We start from the raw sequence: 14,412 nt of genomic DNA, 5'->3' as shown, positions 1-14,412 counted from the left end.
GCGCCGGCAGGGCCCCCCGCACCGGCAGGCTCCTCCGCATCAGCGGGCCCCGGGCAGGGTGCGCCGCCAGGAGGCGGCCAGCCAGCGCTCGTACTCGGGGCCGGACGGCTCGTCCACGACCAGGCAGAGCGGCTCGATGATCCGCCCCGCGCCGCCGGCCAGGCCGCCGTGCAGCATGGTCAGGTTGTGGCCGAGCAGCAGGTCGCAGTGCTCGCCCGGGGCGAGCACCTCCCAGCGGCGGCGGAACCGCGCCCAGGTCAGGCCGGTGGCCATGAGCAGCTGGTGGCAGAAGAGCCGGGCCGCCTCGCCCCGGCACTCGCCGCAGGCGCACTCGCGGGCCAGCGGCACGGCGGCGGGGTAGCGCCGCCGCTCCTCCTTGGACAGGTCCGCCTCGCTGTGGTGGAAGGACAGGCCGTGCCAGAACGTCTCCTCCAGCCCGAGCATGGCGCCCACCGACGGGTAGGCGCAGCCGTGTTCGGGCTGGCGCTCCAGGCCGCGGCGCAGGTTGCCGCCGAGCCAGCGGGCCGCGCCGGCCACCGGGTCGTCGCCCCGGTCGATGCCGCGCCGGTCCAGCACCTCGTCGATCACGCCGAGCCAGTCGTAGTACGTGGTGACGCTCAGCCCCTCGCCGACCTCGGGCAGGAAGATGCCCTGGTACATCTTGTGCGCGGCGGTGGTGGTGTACCCGGAGTCGCCGTAGGTGCGCTGGGCCGGGTCCCAGTCGGGGGCGTCCTGGAGGCTGGGCGTCAGGTACGAGCAGTGCTGGCCGTCGTGGTGGGGCAGCAGGGTCCGGGTGGTGTAGCCCTCGGGGACGTAGGTCTGCTGCGCCTTGTCGACCTCCAGCCGCATCCGGGCGGGGGCGCCGCGGGCGATCAGCGCGGTGCGGACGCGCTCGACGATGCCGGTGGACAGCCGGCGGCTCTCCTCGACCCCGAGCCGCAGCCGGCCGATCCGGAAGACGGCGTAGCCGGTCCGGTGGATGACCTCGACGGCTCCGGCGGCGAGGTCGTCTAGCGCCCGCTCGCGCTCGGCGGGGGCCCCGGAGACCAGCGGGGTACAGTCGAACTGCGCTTCGTGGGGCGTGAATCTCACCGGTGCTCCAGGGGTGCGGAGGGGGTGCCGGGGGCCCAGGGCGCGAGTTCGGCCGGGGCGACCTCGGTGCGGAACAGGAACTCGAAGAGCAGCCGGGCGGCGATCTGCGCGGTGCCGCCGGACGGGTCGTAGCGGGGCGCGATCTCGGCGATGTCGACGGCACCGACGGGCAGCGCCCGCAGCTCCTCGTAGACGTCGAGGAGGTCGCCGATGCCGATGCCGCCCATGGTGACGTGCCCGGTGCCGGTCGCGGCGGCGCTGTCGAGCACGTCGATGTCGAGGGAGACGTAGACGGTGTCGCACCGCGAGCCGAGTTCCTCGATGACGGGGCGCAGGGCCGCGGCGGCGCCGTCCCGGGTGATCAGGGAGCCGGGGACGACGTGGAAGCCGCTGTCCAGCAGGCCGCGGAACTGGTCGTACTTGGTCACGTCCCCGACCCCGACGAAGGCGATGTCCTCCGGGCGCATCTGCGGGATCTCGCTGATCCGGCGGGAGTTGGAGCCGTGGTAGAGCGGCCCGTGCAGGGTGCTCCAGTTGCCGAAGTCGAAGTGGTGGTCGATGTTGATGAACCCCACCCGGCCGGCGCCGCGGTCCAGCCGGCCGGCGCGGAAGCCGGCGAAGGTGGGGAAGGTGCAGGAGTGGTCGCCGTTGAGGAAGATCAGCCGCGGGGCGTTCTGGCTGAGCCGGCGGCTCTCGGCGGCGACGGCCTGGAAGGTCTTGACGGTGTCCGTCGGGTAGATGTGCAGGTCTCCGGCGTCCGCGACGCGGGGCGCGTGGTAGCGGAAGGTCTGCCCGGTGCGGGTGTCCAGCATCCGCCACTGGCCGAGGCTGGTGAGGTAGCTGGAGAAGACCAGGCTGGCCTGGCGGACCGCCCGCGGCCCCTCGGCGGCGCCGGGCCGGGAGCTGGCGGTGGCGTCGTAGGGCACGCCGGACACCACCCAGCCCGTCTCGCCCACGTCCACCTGGTCGGCGGTGGTGGTGGGGGCGCCGAAGAGGGTGCCGACGCCGGCCCAGCCGGGCAGCGGGTCCTGCTCGAAGTCCTCCGGCTTGACGCTGGTGCGGAGGGCCTCGAAGTCGGGGAGCTCGGTCATGTCAGTTCTCCTGCGCGGCGGGGGTGACGGACAGGCCGGGGACGGCGGAGGCCGGGGCGGCGGGCAGCGGGTCGCGGATGATGGCGTGCGCCGCGGCGATCTTCTCCTGGAACAGGTCCCAGCTGTCCTCGGGGGACAGGTGCCGGGGCCGGTAGACGACCGGCGCGTCCTCCCGCCAGTCCGCGAAGTCCCAGTTGAAGATGCGCTCGCGCAGCCTGGGGAAGTCCGGGGTGAGCGGGTACGGGACGAAGTTGTAGAGGTTGAAGAGCCACAGCGCCGATTCGTTCTCCCGCATCCAGCTGACGGTCTGGCCGTGCGCGGCCTCCGTCTCCTCGTCCAGGCCGCCCATCATGTTGAGGACGATCTTCAGCCCGGCGTCGCTGAGTTGACGGATCTTCGAAGTGTAGTCGTCCAGGCCGCGGGAGAGCTTGTTGAGGCGCTTGAGCATCTGCGAGTCGGCCGATTCGAAGCCGAGCTCCACGGCGACGACGCCGAGTTCGAGCATGGCCTCGACGATCCACTCCTTCACCTGCATCACGTGGGTCTGCACGATGAAGCGGTAGCCGGGGCGGTCGCGGAAGACGTCCAGCAGGTTGCCGACGGCCTCGCGGGACTGGCCGAAGGTCTTGTCGCCGATGTAGAAGAGCCGGGTGTCGGGGAACCGGCTGGTCAGCTCGTCGACCTCCTGGGCGAGCGCGTCCTTGGCGACCAGGGTGAGCTGCTTGCTCCAGGCGTCGCCGCAGAACGAGCACTGGTACAGGCAGCCGTGGCTGGCGTTGAGCCGCAGCAGCGGGACCCGGCCCTGGTAGCCGCCGAGGTGGCGGTAGTCCGGCGCCCAGGTGATCCGGTCGGACACCAGCCCGGGCAGCAGCGGCTTCTCCAGGCTGCCGCCGGACCCGGAGGCGAGTTCGACGAGCCGGCGCACGAAGGTGGCGTCGAGCTGGCCGCGGTGCACGGCGTGCACGGCGCCGTCGGGGGCGAGCGGGGCCATGTTGCCGCCGAGGACGACGCGCCGGCCGGCGTGCTCCAGCCGCTTGGCCACCTCCAGCGCGAGCCGGAGGTTCTGGGCGAGCGGGGACATCAGGACCAGGTCGCCGGGGGCGGTCGCCTCCAGCAGCGGCTCGGCGCAGTGCTCCGGCTCGGCCGGGGTCCTGGACAGGTCACGGAAGACGGAGTCCAGGCCCGCGGTGTTCAGCAGGGCGGTCAGGTGGGCGACCCAGAGCGGCATCTCCCACAGGCCGTCGGTCGGGATGAAGTACTCGGGCAGCATGGCCCGGAAGCGCCGGTCGTAGTCGTCGTAGTAGCGGGCGAGGTTCGGGTCGGGGTCGTGGCTGGAGGGGAAGGGCAACTGGACGATGCAGCTCTTGGTCATGGCGGTGCCTTCGGTCGGTGAGGGCGTGGGGTCCTCGACGTGGAGCACTCAGTGGGGACGGCGCGAGAAGACCGCACAGCGCAGCTCGCTGGTGTGACGTTCTCCGTCGATGTCGAGCCAGAGGTGCTCCGGGGCGGGGAGCATTTCGCTGAACTCCAGAGCGGCGGCCGTCTTCCGGGCGAGCCGGAAGACCTGCCGGACGATGAGGGGGGATTCCCAGTCGACGTAGACCGGTTTCGGCTCGCCGGGGATCTTCAGGAAGCCGCGGCGCGGCAGGCCGAGTTCGCGGCGCAGCCGGCGGGCGGCGGCGAACTCCGGGGCGTCGCCCTTGGAGCGGTGGACGCCGGGGCTCCAGCCGCGCAGGGCCTCGGCGGGGACGCGCCAGCGCTCCCGGTGCAGCACGATCCGGCCGCAGCGGATGCGGGGCACGTGGTCGCGGTCCCGGTCGCGGACGCCGACACCGCCGAAGTGGCGGGGGAAGGCGAACGGGGAGAGCGGGTCCTGGCGGATGCTGGGGCCGCCCGCCAGCGGGGCGAGCAGCTTGAGCCGGCCGGCCAGTCCGTGGGCGCGCAGCTCCAGCCGGTCGGCGGTGGCCAGCAGGTACAGCGCGCCGGGCTGGAGGACGTCGCCGCGGGCCTTCGGGGAGAGCCCGTACACCTCCAGGTCCGGGCAGGGGTAGGTGAGTTGGGCGCCGGTCTTGTCGGGGTGCGAGCGGGAGAGGTCGACCAGCACCTCGTCCTCGTCGAGCAGCCCCCGGTAGCGGTCGTGGACCGCGTCGAGGAGTTCGGGCGCCTCGGCCTGGAGCATCGAGGCGAAGCTGGAGTGGGTGAGCGCCTCGCGGACGGCGTGGCAGTCCCCGACGACGGCGAGGAAGTCGCCGCGGCCGATCGCGGCGGCGTCCGGCGCGGCGAGCATGACGTCCGGGTTGCACAGCGCGGGCGGGGTGTCGGGGTGGCGGGCGAGCAACTCCTCCAGCCGGGCCCGGTCGACGACGCTCTCCGAGCGGCCGTCCTCGGCGCCGTCCAGCAGCAGGTCGACGACCTCCCGGTCGAGCGCCGCGATCTCCCGGTCCACCTCCGCGCACTCGGCGGCGAGCAGCGGCTTGTCGGCGAAGAAGGCGGCGTAGAAGTCCGGCAGCGGTACGGGCGTGCCGGTGCCGAAGCGCCGTGCCGTCCAGCGGTGCAGGATGTCCAGCTCGCGGCGGACGCGCAGCCGGGGGACGAGCAGCGTCAGGTCGTAGACCACGGACAGCTCGCGGCCGATCAGGGCGGCGACGTCGGGGCCGAGGACGACGTCCCTGACCGGGCTGTACGCCTCCTCGTAGAGGATGCTCCGGTCCGCGTAGTGCCGGCCCTCGGAGCGGTTGGCGGCGGAGCCGGTGACCTCCTCGAAGGCCTGCTTGAGCTCGCCGAGCAGGGCCGCGCGCCGCTCCGTCGGGCCCTCGGCGAAGCGGCGCAGCCCGTCCTGGAAGCGCCGCACCACGGCGAGGTCGGGGGAGTCGTCGGCGAGCTGTCCGGCGAGTTCGCGCAGGACGTCGGTGGCCCCGATCGGGATCTCCCGGCGGCCGATCAGCCAGTCCTGGTCGACGAGTTCGGCGAGCACCCGGTCGAAGTCGCGGTCGGCCGGGCGGTCCGGGCGGTCGGCCCAGGCGGCGCGCAGCCAGGCGACCGTGCGCTCGCCGTCGCAGTGCTCCCAGAGCCAGGACCGGTCGGCGTCGAAGGTGTCGGCCTTCACCGCGACGAAGCGCCAGCCGTCCGGCATGCCGGTGGTGCTCTCGAACGCGTACAGCCGGACGACGGGGCCCTCGGCGAAGGCGAGGGGCCGCCGGCGGGGGCGCACCGCCTCGAAGGCCTCCGGCCGGGCGCTGAAGACCTCGGCCATCGCCTCGCCCGCCCAGTGGCTGAGCAGGGCGATCCGGCGCAGCGGGCCGGTGGACCAGCCGACGCCGGGGGCGGCGCCCTCCGGTGCGGTCCGGGCGACGGCGAGGGGGCCGAAGTGCGAGTGGGTCTCGTTCTTGGTGGTGACCCGCTGGAGGTACATGGCGAGCAGGTCGGTCATCCGCTTGACGTGGCCGTCCGACCCGGCGCCGCCGGAGGCGAGCCAGGCGGTGAACTCCTCGAAGCGGGCGTCGTTGGACAGCAGCAGGACCTGCTGGAGGGAGGGTTCGCGGAACAGGTCCACGACGGTCCGGCGGGCGTCGGCGAGGGCGGCGCCGTGCTCCCGCTCGAAGGCCTCCCAGTGGCCGTCCAGGGCCTGCACCGCGTCCTGGTAGCGCTTGGCCGAGTCCAGGGCGGCCGGGCCGAGTTCGGCTTCGAGCCGGGCGAGGTCGGCGGGCGGGAAGGGGCGGAGCATGCCGACGCCGGAGGCGAGGTCGCCCCGGGTGCCGGCCCGCTCGGCGCGCAGGTCGGCCTTCAACCGCCGCCCCAGCTCGACGGCTTCGTCCCGCAGGTCGAGGACGGCGTCGGCGACCCGGGCGGTCGAGGGGGCGACGACGCGGTCCAGCAGCGAGAGCGGGTAGCCCGCGTGGCGCAGCATCGCGACCGGGGCGAGGGACCACCCCGGGCCGCCGTCCGCCCCGGTGGCCGGGGTGCGGTCGCCTCCCGTCGGAGGTCGCGCGCCGTCCGGACGCGGCTTCGGCTCGTCCATGATCGCCCCCTTGTGGCTGACTTGATCACGACAGTTCGTGACCATAACAACGTGTCGAGGGGGCGTTCAATAACGATGTGGTCAACGCAATGATTTCCGGCCGAGATTGACCGGTCGTCAGCCGAAATCCGTGGTGGTGCTCCAAGGTCCGACGATTGGGATGGCTGCAAACGGCCTGTTTCGACCCGAACGTGACGCTCGCTCAGGGACTGGGCCCCGCCGGCTCAGGCCGCGGTACGGGCGTACGCGGTCAGCCAGTTGAGGTCGCGGTGCCCGGCGCCGTAGCGCTGCCGCTCGTTGACGACGCGGACGTCGGCCCCGGTGAAGCCGGCCGCCTCCAGCAGGCCGCGGACCCGGTCGGCGGTCTGGTAGCGGAAGAAGCGGGCGGCGTCGGCGCTGAAGGACTCGACGAACTCCTCCTCGCCCTCCCCCTCCTTGAAGCTGACGAACAGCGCCCCGCCGGGCCGCAGCACCCGGTGGAACTCGGCCAGCGCGGCCGCCACGTGCTCGTCCCTGAGGTGCAGCAGCGTCGCCTGGGACCAGACGCCCGCGAAGGAGGCGTCGGGGAGGTCCAGCGCGCACACGTCCATGCGCCGGAAGTCCAGCCCGGGGTGGAGCTCCCGGGCCCGGGCGACGAAGGGCTCGCTCAGGTCGACGCCGGTCACCGCCACGCCCCTGGCCGCCAGCAGGGCCGTGTCGCGGCCGAAGGCGCACCCGGCGTCCAGGACCGGCCCGGCCGGATCGGGGAGCATCCCGGTGAAGAGGTCGAGCTCCTCGTCCGGGACCATGCCCTTGGTGGCGGACTCGTACTTGTCGGCGCTGTGCTCGTAGGCGGCGATGGTGCGTGAGAGGTAGTCAAGCATGCCTGAAACCTACCCTCGTGGGGGTCGGAGCGGGCCGGAAGGGGGGCGCCCCGGACGGGACGCCCCCCTTCCGGGGCCGGTCAGGACTGCGCGGCGAGCAGCGCGGCCAGCCCGTCCAGCCCCCGGTCGACGGTGGCCGGGTCGACCTGGCTGACGGAGAGCCGCAGTTGGTGCTCCCCGCCCGTCCCCGGGTAGAAGTGCGACATCGGTGTCCAGATCACCCCGTACTCCGAGGCGGAGCGCTCCAGCAGCGCGTCGTCCACCACGCACGGCACCGTGAGTACCAGGAAGAACCCGCCGCGCGGCTCGTTCCAGGTCACCCCGCAGCCGGGCGGGAAGCGCCGGGCCAGGCCCTCCAGCACCAGCGCGAGGTTGCGCCGGTAGAGCGCGGCCACCTCGGTGTTGGCGGCCCGCAGGCTGTGGCCGTGCTCCAGCAGCGCGCCGCCGATCACGGCCTGGGCGATCGGCGAGGTGTTCACCGTGGTCATGCTCTTGATCATGCCGAGCAGGTCGGCGAACAGCCCGGTGCCGCCCTGCCCGTCCGCCACCAGCTGGTCCGCCACCACGTACCCGACCCGGGCGCCCGGCAGGGCCGTCTTGGCGAAGGAGCCGAGGTGGACCACCCGACGGTCGGTGTCCAGCGCCTTGAGCGAGGGCAGCCGCTCCTCGCCGGCGAACACGCAGTACGGGTTGTCCTCCAGTAGCAGGAAGTCCTCCTCGGAGGCCAGCGCCAGCAGCTCCCGGCGCAGCTCCAGCGGCAGGCTGGCCCCGCTCGGGTTGGCCACGTCCGGCACCAGGTAGAGCGCCCGCGGGCGCAGCCCCTCGGCCCGGGCGGCGGCCAGTTGGCGGCGCAGGTCGGCGAGGTCCACGCCGTCCGGGCCGTCGGCGACCGCCCGCACCGGCAGGTCGGCCAGCAGCGCCGCGCCGGTCAGCCCCACGTAGGTGGGGGAGACGGCCAGCACCACGTCCTCGGGGCCGCGGCGCAGCGCCCGCAGCACCAGGAACATCGCCTCCTGGCAGCCCACCGTGACCACGATCGACTCGGCGGGCACCTCGATGCCCTCGTCGGTGGCGAGGTGGGTGGCGATCAGCTCGTGGATGATCCCCTTGGTCCGCCCGTACTGGAGCACCTGCCGGCGGGCCGCCTCCTCGGTCAGCCCGCGCTCGGTGCGCAGGTGGTCGAGGTAGCGGTCCAGGTGGCGGTGGACGGCGTCCAGCTCGAAGAACTGCTCGGCCGGGCGGCCGGCCGCGAAGGAGACCGCCTCCGGGTAGCGGATGGAGATCTCGTTGAGCAGGTTCATCGAGGTCATCGCCGGGTCGGCGAGGGAGGTGTGCAGGCCCGCGAGCAGCAGGTCGTGCGGTGCGGCGATGGTGGTCACGGGGTGCTCCAGACGGGGCAGGGCAGGGTGGTGGTGCGCAGTTCGGCGGCGGCCCGGGGGTCGGCGCAGCCCGCGAGGCCGAGCGCGTGCCGCAGCTCGGTGGCGAGCAGGTCGAGGACCTCGGTGCAGCCCGCCTCGCCGCCGGCCGCCAGGCCCCAGATCAGCGGGCGCCCGAGCAGGACCCCGGTGGCGCCGAGGGCCAGCGCGGTGAGCACGTCCGAGCCGCCGCGCACCCCGCTGTCCAGCAGCACCTGGCAGTCCTCGCCGGCCAGCGCCTCGGCGACCTCCGGCAGCATCGTCACGGCGGGCACGGCCCGGTCGAGCTGGCGGCCGCCGTGGTTGGAGACCACCACGGCCGCGGCGCCGATCCCGGCGGCCCGCCGGGCGTCGGCCGGGTCGAGCACGCCCTTGACCACCAGCGGCAGGTCGGTCTCGCCGCGCAGCCACTCGAGGTCAGCCCAGGTGACGCCGGGGGAGAGCAGCTCCGCGGTGTGCGCGGCCACCGCCGAGACGGCGGCGGTCGACTCGTGCGCCCGCCCGGCGGCGCCGCCCTCCAGCAGCGCCGCGCGGACGTCCGACGGCAGGGCGAAGGCGTTCCTGGCGTCGCGCAGCCGGCGGCCCATGTACGGCACGTCGGCGGTGACCACCAGGGCCTCGCTGCCGGCCTCCTCGGCCGCCCTGACCAGGTCGAGCAGCCGGCCGCGGTCGCGCAGCCAGTACAGCTGGAACCAGAGCGTGGCGCCGGTCTTCGCGAGCTCCTCGAAGCCGACGCTGCTGAGCGTGCCGACGGTGAACGGCACGCCCGCGGCAGCCGCGGCGCGGGCCGAGGCCAGCTCGCCCTCGGGGTGGAACAGCCGGTGGTAGGCGACGGGTGCCACCGCCACCGGCAGGGCCGCCCGGCTGCGCACCAGGGTGGCGGCGGTGTCCCGGGTGCTGACGTCGGTCAGCACCCGGGGCACCAGGGCCACCCGGTCGAAGGCGGCCCGGTTGGCGGCGAGCGTCAACTCGCGCTCGGCACCGCCCTCCAGCCACTCCCAGACCTCGGGCGCGAGCACGGCCCGGGCCCGGTCGGCGTACTCCGCGACGGACAGCGCCGGGCGCCCGCCGGCCGGGCCGGTCGGTGGTTCGTTGCGGACGGACGCGCTCATCCGGCCACTTCGCTGGCGTTGCGCTGGAGCTCCACGGCCTCGTAGAGGGCGCGGATGTTGTTGCTGCCGAAGTTGCGGGCCCGGATGCGCTCGATCACCTCGAAGAAGAAGGTGTTCCGCGGGTGCTGGGAGCGGGTGAAGATCTGGAACAGCTGGCCGTCGTGGTCCTGGTCGACCAGCAGGTTCAGCTCGCGCAGCTGCTCGAAGGAGTGCCGCAGCGGCGTCAGGCGGCCGGGCAGCGCGTCGTAGTAGGTCTGCGGGGTGCGCAGGAACGGCACGCCGCGCTCGGCCATGGTGGAGACGGAGTGCACCGCGTCCTCGGCGGCGAAGGCGACGTGCTGCACCCCGGCGCCGCCGTGGCCGGCCAGGAAGGAGGCGATCTGGCCGCCCGCGTCCGCGGTGAGCGGCTCGATCAGGGTCAGGGTGACGCTGTGGTCGGCGCTCTGCACGACCGCCGAGTCCATGCCGAGCGCGCCGACCTCGACCCGCTCCTCGAAGATCGTCCGGAAGCCGAAGACCTCGCGGTAGCGGTGCTCGGTCTTGCGCAGCTCGCCGAACGGCACCAGGACGGCGAAGTGGTCGACGGTCCGCAGGCCGACCTGGCCCTCTCCGGTCAGCGGGGCCGGGTCGGGCAGGCCGGGGATGCGGCCGGCCGGGACCTCGGGGCCGCGCTCGATCAGGGTGTGCACCACCTCGCCGAAGGCGTCGACGACCGCGGTGACGCAGCCGTCCGCGGCCTTCGGCTCGCCCAGCGCGGCGGCGCCGCGGGCGGTCAGGGTGCGGTACGCGTCGGTGGCGTCCGGCACCCGCAGGCCGAGGGCGCCGACGCCGTCGCCGTGCCGGGCCAGGTAGCCGGTGGCCGGGTGGCCGGCGGCCAGCGGCTGGGTGAGCAGCAGTCGGATGGAGGCCTGGCCGACCAGCGCGGACAGGCAGCGCTCGGCGGCCTCGCCGCGCTCGGTCGGCGGGACGAGCAGCTCGAAGCCGTACTCCGTGGTCAGCCGGGTGGTCTCGGCGCCCAGGTCGGCCACGTAGAACTCGACGTGGTCCAGCTCGACGGGGATCGGGGTGACGGTGGGAGAGGAACGGTCGGTCATCAGAGGAGCTCTCTCGTGAGGAGGACGGGAGGTGCTGAGGGACGATCGGGTGGAGCGGGCGTACGGGTACGTGTGCGGCGGCGGTGCCGGATCAGGTGGGCTGGAGGTCCTTGGCGTCCTCGGGCTCGGCCGGGCCGTCGCCCTCGCCCTCGCCGTCGCCCTCGTCGGTGTCCGCGTCCGCGTCCGGGCCCTTGGGCTCCGGCGGCTCGGTCGGGGCCTCCGGCTTGCCGATCAGGTGGGCGGACGCGAGCAGCGCGCCGACCACCATCACGCCGAGCACCACCCGGAAGTCCAGGGCGGCCACCAGGCCGGAGCCGACGCCGACGGCCAGCGCCTGCGGCGCGGTGAGCGAGAGGTTGACGGCCGCCTGGGCGCGCCCCATCAGCTGCGGCGGGGTGGAGGCCTGGGCGGCGGTGGCGAGGCCGACCATGGCGGCCGGGATGCCCGCGCCCGCGATCACCAGGCCGGCCGACACCACGTACAGCGACGGGGCGAGCAGCAGGACGGTCCCGAGGCCGAACACCGCCGAGCCCGCCATGACCGTCCGGCGCGGCCCGAGCCTGCCGATCAGCAGGCCGCCGACCACCGAGCCGGCCAGCGCGCCGACGGCCTCGGTGGTCTCCAGCACGCCGAGGAACTGCGGCGAGCGGTGCAGCCCGTGCTGGGTCAGCGCGAACAGCACCGGCTGCAGCAGGCTCAGCACGAAGCCGGAGGCGGCGGTGGCCGCGACCAGCGGCCGCAGCCCGACCGAACCGCGCAGGTGGACGAAGCCGGCCAGCACCTCGGTGCGCCACCGCAGGCCCGAGGGCTCCGGCTTGACCTCCTCCACCCGCAGGGTGAGGAAGCTGAGCGCGGCCAGCAGCAGCACGACGAGGTCGGCCACCGCCACCACGTGCCCGCCGAACCAGCCGTAGAGGCCCGAGCCGAGCAGCGGCGCCACCAGCGTGGTGCCGGCCCGGGCGCTCTGGGTCAACCCGGCCGCCGTGCCGAAGTCCTGACGCTCCGTCAGGATGCTGCGCAGCAGCGCGCTCTGCGCCGGGGCCAGGACGGCCCCGGCCAGACCGCAGACCGTGGCGGTGCAGTAGATGATCCAGACCGTGTCCCGGCCGTCGACCAGCAGCAGCGGCAGCAGCGAGAGGGCCACCGCCAGGTTGACCCCGACCAGCAGCGGCTTGCGCCGGACCCGGTCGGCGAGCAGGCCGCCGAGCGGGAGCAGCAGCAGGGGCGCGGAGAAGCAGAACAGCACCAGACCGGCGGCGGAGTTGCTGCCGGTCAGCACCTTGGCCCAGATGCCGAGGGCGATGGAGAGGGCGCTGTCACCGAGGACGGACAGGGTCTGCCCGGCCAGGTAGCGCCGGAACTCCGGGCGGACCAACAGCGGGTGCATGGCGGTTCCTTCGCTGCGCCGACGGCGCTTCGGGGTGTGCAGGGGTGTGCGGTGGTGCCGTGGTGCTCGGTGGTGCGGTGGTGCTGTGCGGTGGTGCGGTGCGGTGCGGTGGTGCAGGGGCGCCCGGGGTGCGCCCTGACGCACGCGGGGTGCTCAGGGCGCCGGGCGGTCGGCGCGTCGGCGGGTCGGGCGCCGGGCGCTCAGGGTGTGGCCGGGTGGGCCGGGTGGGCCGGGGCGAGCGGGGCGACGGCGGCGAAGCCCTCGATCACCGCGTCGTTGGCGTCCTTCTCGCCGATGGCGACCCGGATGCCCTGGCCGGGGTAGTAGCGCACGGCCACGCCCAGGCGCTCCAGCTCCGCGCGCAGCGGGAGCTGGTCGCCGGGGGCGTCGACCCACAGGAAGTTGGTGACGCTGGGCGCCACCGTCCAGCCGAGGCGCAGCAGTTCGGCCTCGGTGCGCTCCCGCTCCGCGGCGATCTCGGCGATCCGGCGCGCCATCTCGTCCTCGGCGCCGACGGCGGCGAGCAGGCCTGCCTCCTGGAGCCGGTTCACCGCGTACGGCACCTGGTGGTCCCGTACCCGCTGGGCCACGGACTCCTCCGCCAGCGCGTAGCCGATCCGCAGCGCGGCGATGCCGTGCGACTTGGACAGGGTGCGCAGCACCACGAGGTTCGGCCACTCGGCGATCCGGGCCGGCACGTCCGGGGCCTGCCAGCCCAGGGCGAAGTCGACGTACGCCTCGTCGAGCAGGATCAGCGCGGTGGCCGGCACCCGGCGGAAGAACTCCGTCAGCTCGGCCCAGGAGTAGACCGTGCCGGTCGGGTTGTGCGGGTTGCACAGCACGACGATCCGGGTGCGCCCGTCCATCCGCTCGGCCATCGCCGCCAGGTCGTGCCGGGCGTCGGGGCCGAGCGGGACCGGCCGGGCCTCGGCCCGGGCGATCTCGCAGAACAGCGGGTACGCGTCGAAGCAGGGCGCCGAGTGGACCACGTTGTCGCCGGGCTCGACCACCGCGTGGAAGAGGTCCAGCGCCACGCCCGCCGAGCCGTGGCCGACCACGACCTGGCCGGCCGGGACGTCCTGCCAGTCGGCGACGATCCCGGCGATCCGCTCCGGACGGAAGTCCGGGTAGCGGTGCAGGTCGGCACTGGCCTCGGCCAGCGCCGCCAGCACCGACGGCAGCGGCGGGTACGGGTGCTCGTTCTGTGCCAGCAGGTACCTGGCGTCCGACGGGCCGGCCATCAGTCGGCCTGGAGGACGTAGAGCCAGGAGTGCGGGGTGGCGAGCGCCTCGACGCGGTCGATCCGCAGGCCGGCCTCGGTGAACAGCTCCTCGTAGGTGGCCTTGGTGTGCAGCGGGACGCCCATCATCGCGTGCGCCAGCTCGAAGCCGACCGAGAAGACCGGCTGGGCGCCGTCGGAGGTGCCCGGGTCGCGCAGCATGGTGTCGCCGAGGACGAAGGTGCGGGCCTTCGGGAAGGACTCCCGCATCCGGGTGAAGATCGAGGAGCGGGTGGCCGGGTCGGCCAGCAGGTCGTGCAGCAGGAAGAAGCTCATCACGGTGTCGACCTCGGCCACCTCGGCGGCCTCGGCGTCGTTGTCGATCTGGGTGCCGAGCAGGCCCAGCACGTCCGCGCGGACGGCGGTGACCCGGTCCTGCATGCCGGCCTCGACGATGTCGCGGCGGGCGATGTCGGTGGCCGGGCGGCTGATGTCGATGCCCAGGCCCCGGGAGCCCTCGCGCTGCGAGACCACCCGGCGCACCCGGGCGGAGGTGCCCGAGCCCAGGTCGGCGATGTGCCGGAAGTCGATGCCGCTCAGCACGTCGGTGAGCTGGGCGGCGAACAGCGACTGGTCGCACTGGGCGGAGCCGAGGGCGACCATCGCCTCGTCGCGGAAGACGTCCGTGTCGTAGCGGTGGGTGCCGGCGCTCAGGTGGCCGGCGCGGCCGAACACGTCGTGGTAGCCGCCGACGGCCCAGGTGAAGTAGCCGCGCGCGGCGGCGATCTCCAGGCCCGCCTCGGTGGGCAGGTAGGCGTCGCCGTCGGCCTTGAGGTAGCCGTAGTCGGCGGCGGCGCGCAGCACGGCCTCGGTCCGGGCGGTGTCGCCGGCCTGGGCGGTGGCCTCGGCGGCCGAGAGCGGCTCGCCGCGCCCGATCGACTCCAGCAGGCCGATCCGGTCCAGCGCGAAGATCACGTTGGCGGCGATGAAGCCGTTGTAGGCGTCGGTCGAGGTGATCGGCGACGGGGTGATGCCACGCCAGGTGTCGGGGATGGCCGCAGTGGTCATGGTGGTGTCCGTTTCTCGGTGGGCGGACCGGGTGCGGTCCGCGTGGTGTGCGC

Annotated in this window: 11 protein-coding genes; all 11 read right to left on the bottom strand. The window is 74.2% G+C overall.

Annotated elements, in window-relative coordinates; genetic code table 11:
• Nucleotides 1–39 precede the first annotated feature (39 nt).
• A complete protein-coding gene (locus ACLWS4_RS02815) occupies nucleotides 40–1,092 on the bottom strand; it encodes a hypothetical protein (RefSeq protein ID WP_416873247.1) in 1,053 nt (350 codons plus the stop codon).
• Nucleotides 1,089–2,183 (bottom strand): arginase family protein, encoded by a 1,095-nt coding sequence (locus tag ACLWS4_RS02810; protein ID WP_074004064.1) that lies wholly within the window; start codon nucleotides 2,181–2,183, stop codon nucleotides 1,089–1,091. The genes ACLWS4_RS02815 and ACLWS4_RS02810 overlap by 4 nt, the downstream gene beginning before the upstream one ends.
• Before the next feature lies 1 nt (nucleotide 2,184).
• A complete protein-coding gene (locus ACLWS4_RS02805; protein ID WP_074004065.1) occupies nucleotides 2,185–3,555 on the bottom strand; it encodes a B12-binding domain-containing radical SAM protein in 1,371 nt (456 codons plus the stop codon).
• A gap of 48 nt (nucleotides 3,556–3,603) precedes the next feature.
• Nucleotides 3,604–6,201: a lantibiotic dehydratase gene (locus ACLWS4_RS02800; protein WP_416873246.1), complete on the bottom strand. Its 2,598-nt coding sequence runs from the start codon at nucleotides 6,199–6,201 to the stop codon at nucleotides 3,604–3,606.
• A gap of 224 nt (nucleotides 6,202–6,425) precedes the next feature.
• Complete coding sequence (locus ACLWS4_RS02795; RefSeq protein WP_049649753.1) at nucleotides 6,426–7,064, bottom strand: class I SAM-dependent methyltransferase; 639 nt, start codon at nucleotides 7,062–7,064, stop codon at nucleotides 6,426–6,428.
• A gap of 80 nt (nucleotides 7,065–7,144) precedes the next feature.
• On the bottom strand, nucleotides 7,145–8,374 hold the full coding sequence (locus ACLWS4_RS02790) for a PLP-dependent aminotransferase family protein (RefSeq protein WP_416873300.1): 1,230 nt from the start codon (nucleotides 8,372–8,374) through the stop codon (nucleotides 7,145–7,147).
• Nucleotides 8,375–8,439: 65 nt separating this feature from the next.
• Nucleotides 8,440–9,591 carry an alpha-hydroxy acid oxidase gene (locus ACLWS4_RS02785; protein ID WP_375876915.1) on the bottom strand — a complete coding sequence of 384 codons (1,152 nt, stop codon included), beginning with the start codon at nucleotides 9,589–9,591 and terminating at the stop codon, nucleotides 8,440–8,442.
• On the bottom strand, nucleotides 9,588–10,685 hold the full coding sequence (gene hppD / locus ACLWS4_RS02780; protein ID WP_049649755.1) for a 4-hydroxyphenylpyruvate dioxygenase: 1,098 nt from the start codon (nucleotides 10,683–10,685) through the stop codon (nucleotides 9,588–9,590). The genes ACLWS4_RS02785 and hppD overlap by 4 nt, the downstream gene beginning before the upstream one ends.
• Before the next feature lie 91 nt (nucleotides 10,686–10,776).
• Complete coding sequence (locus tag ACLWS4_RS02775) at nucleotides 10,777–12,072, bottom strand: MFS transporter (protein WP_416873245.1); 1,296 nt, start codon at nucleotides 12,070–12,072, stop codon at nucleotides 10,777–10,779.
• Nucleotides 12,073–12,272: 200 nt separating this feature from the next.
• Nucleotides 12,273–13,313, bottom strand: a complete 1,041-nt coding sequence (locus ACLWS4_RS02770; protein WP_416873244.1) for a pyridoxal phosphate-dependent aminotransferase — start codon at nucleotides 13,311–13,313, stop codon at nucleotides 12,273–12,275.
• The gene (locus ACLWS4_RS02765; RefSeq protein WP_049649758.1) at nucleotides 13,313–14,359 is read right to left on the bottom strand and encodes a class I SAM-dependent methyltransferase; all 1,047 of its coding nucleotides are present in this window, start codon (nucleotides 14,357–14,359) and stop codon (nucleotides 13,313–13,315) included. The genes ACLWS4_RS02770 and ACLWS4_RS02765 overlap by 1 nt, the downstream gene beginning before the upstream one ends.
• Nucleotides 14,360–14,412: the final 53 nt, after the last annotated feature.

It is taken from the genome of Kitasatospora sp. SC0581 (assembly GCF_048159585.1).
GTDB lineage: Bacteria > Actinomycetota > Actinomycetes > Streptomycetales > Streptomycetaceae > Kitasatospora.
The sequence above is the reverse complement of the archived record's forward strand: the minus strand, read 5'-3'. Positions and strand labels throughout refer to the sequence as shown.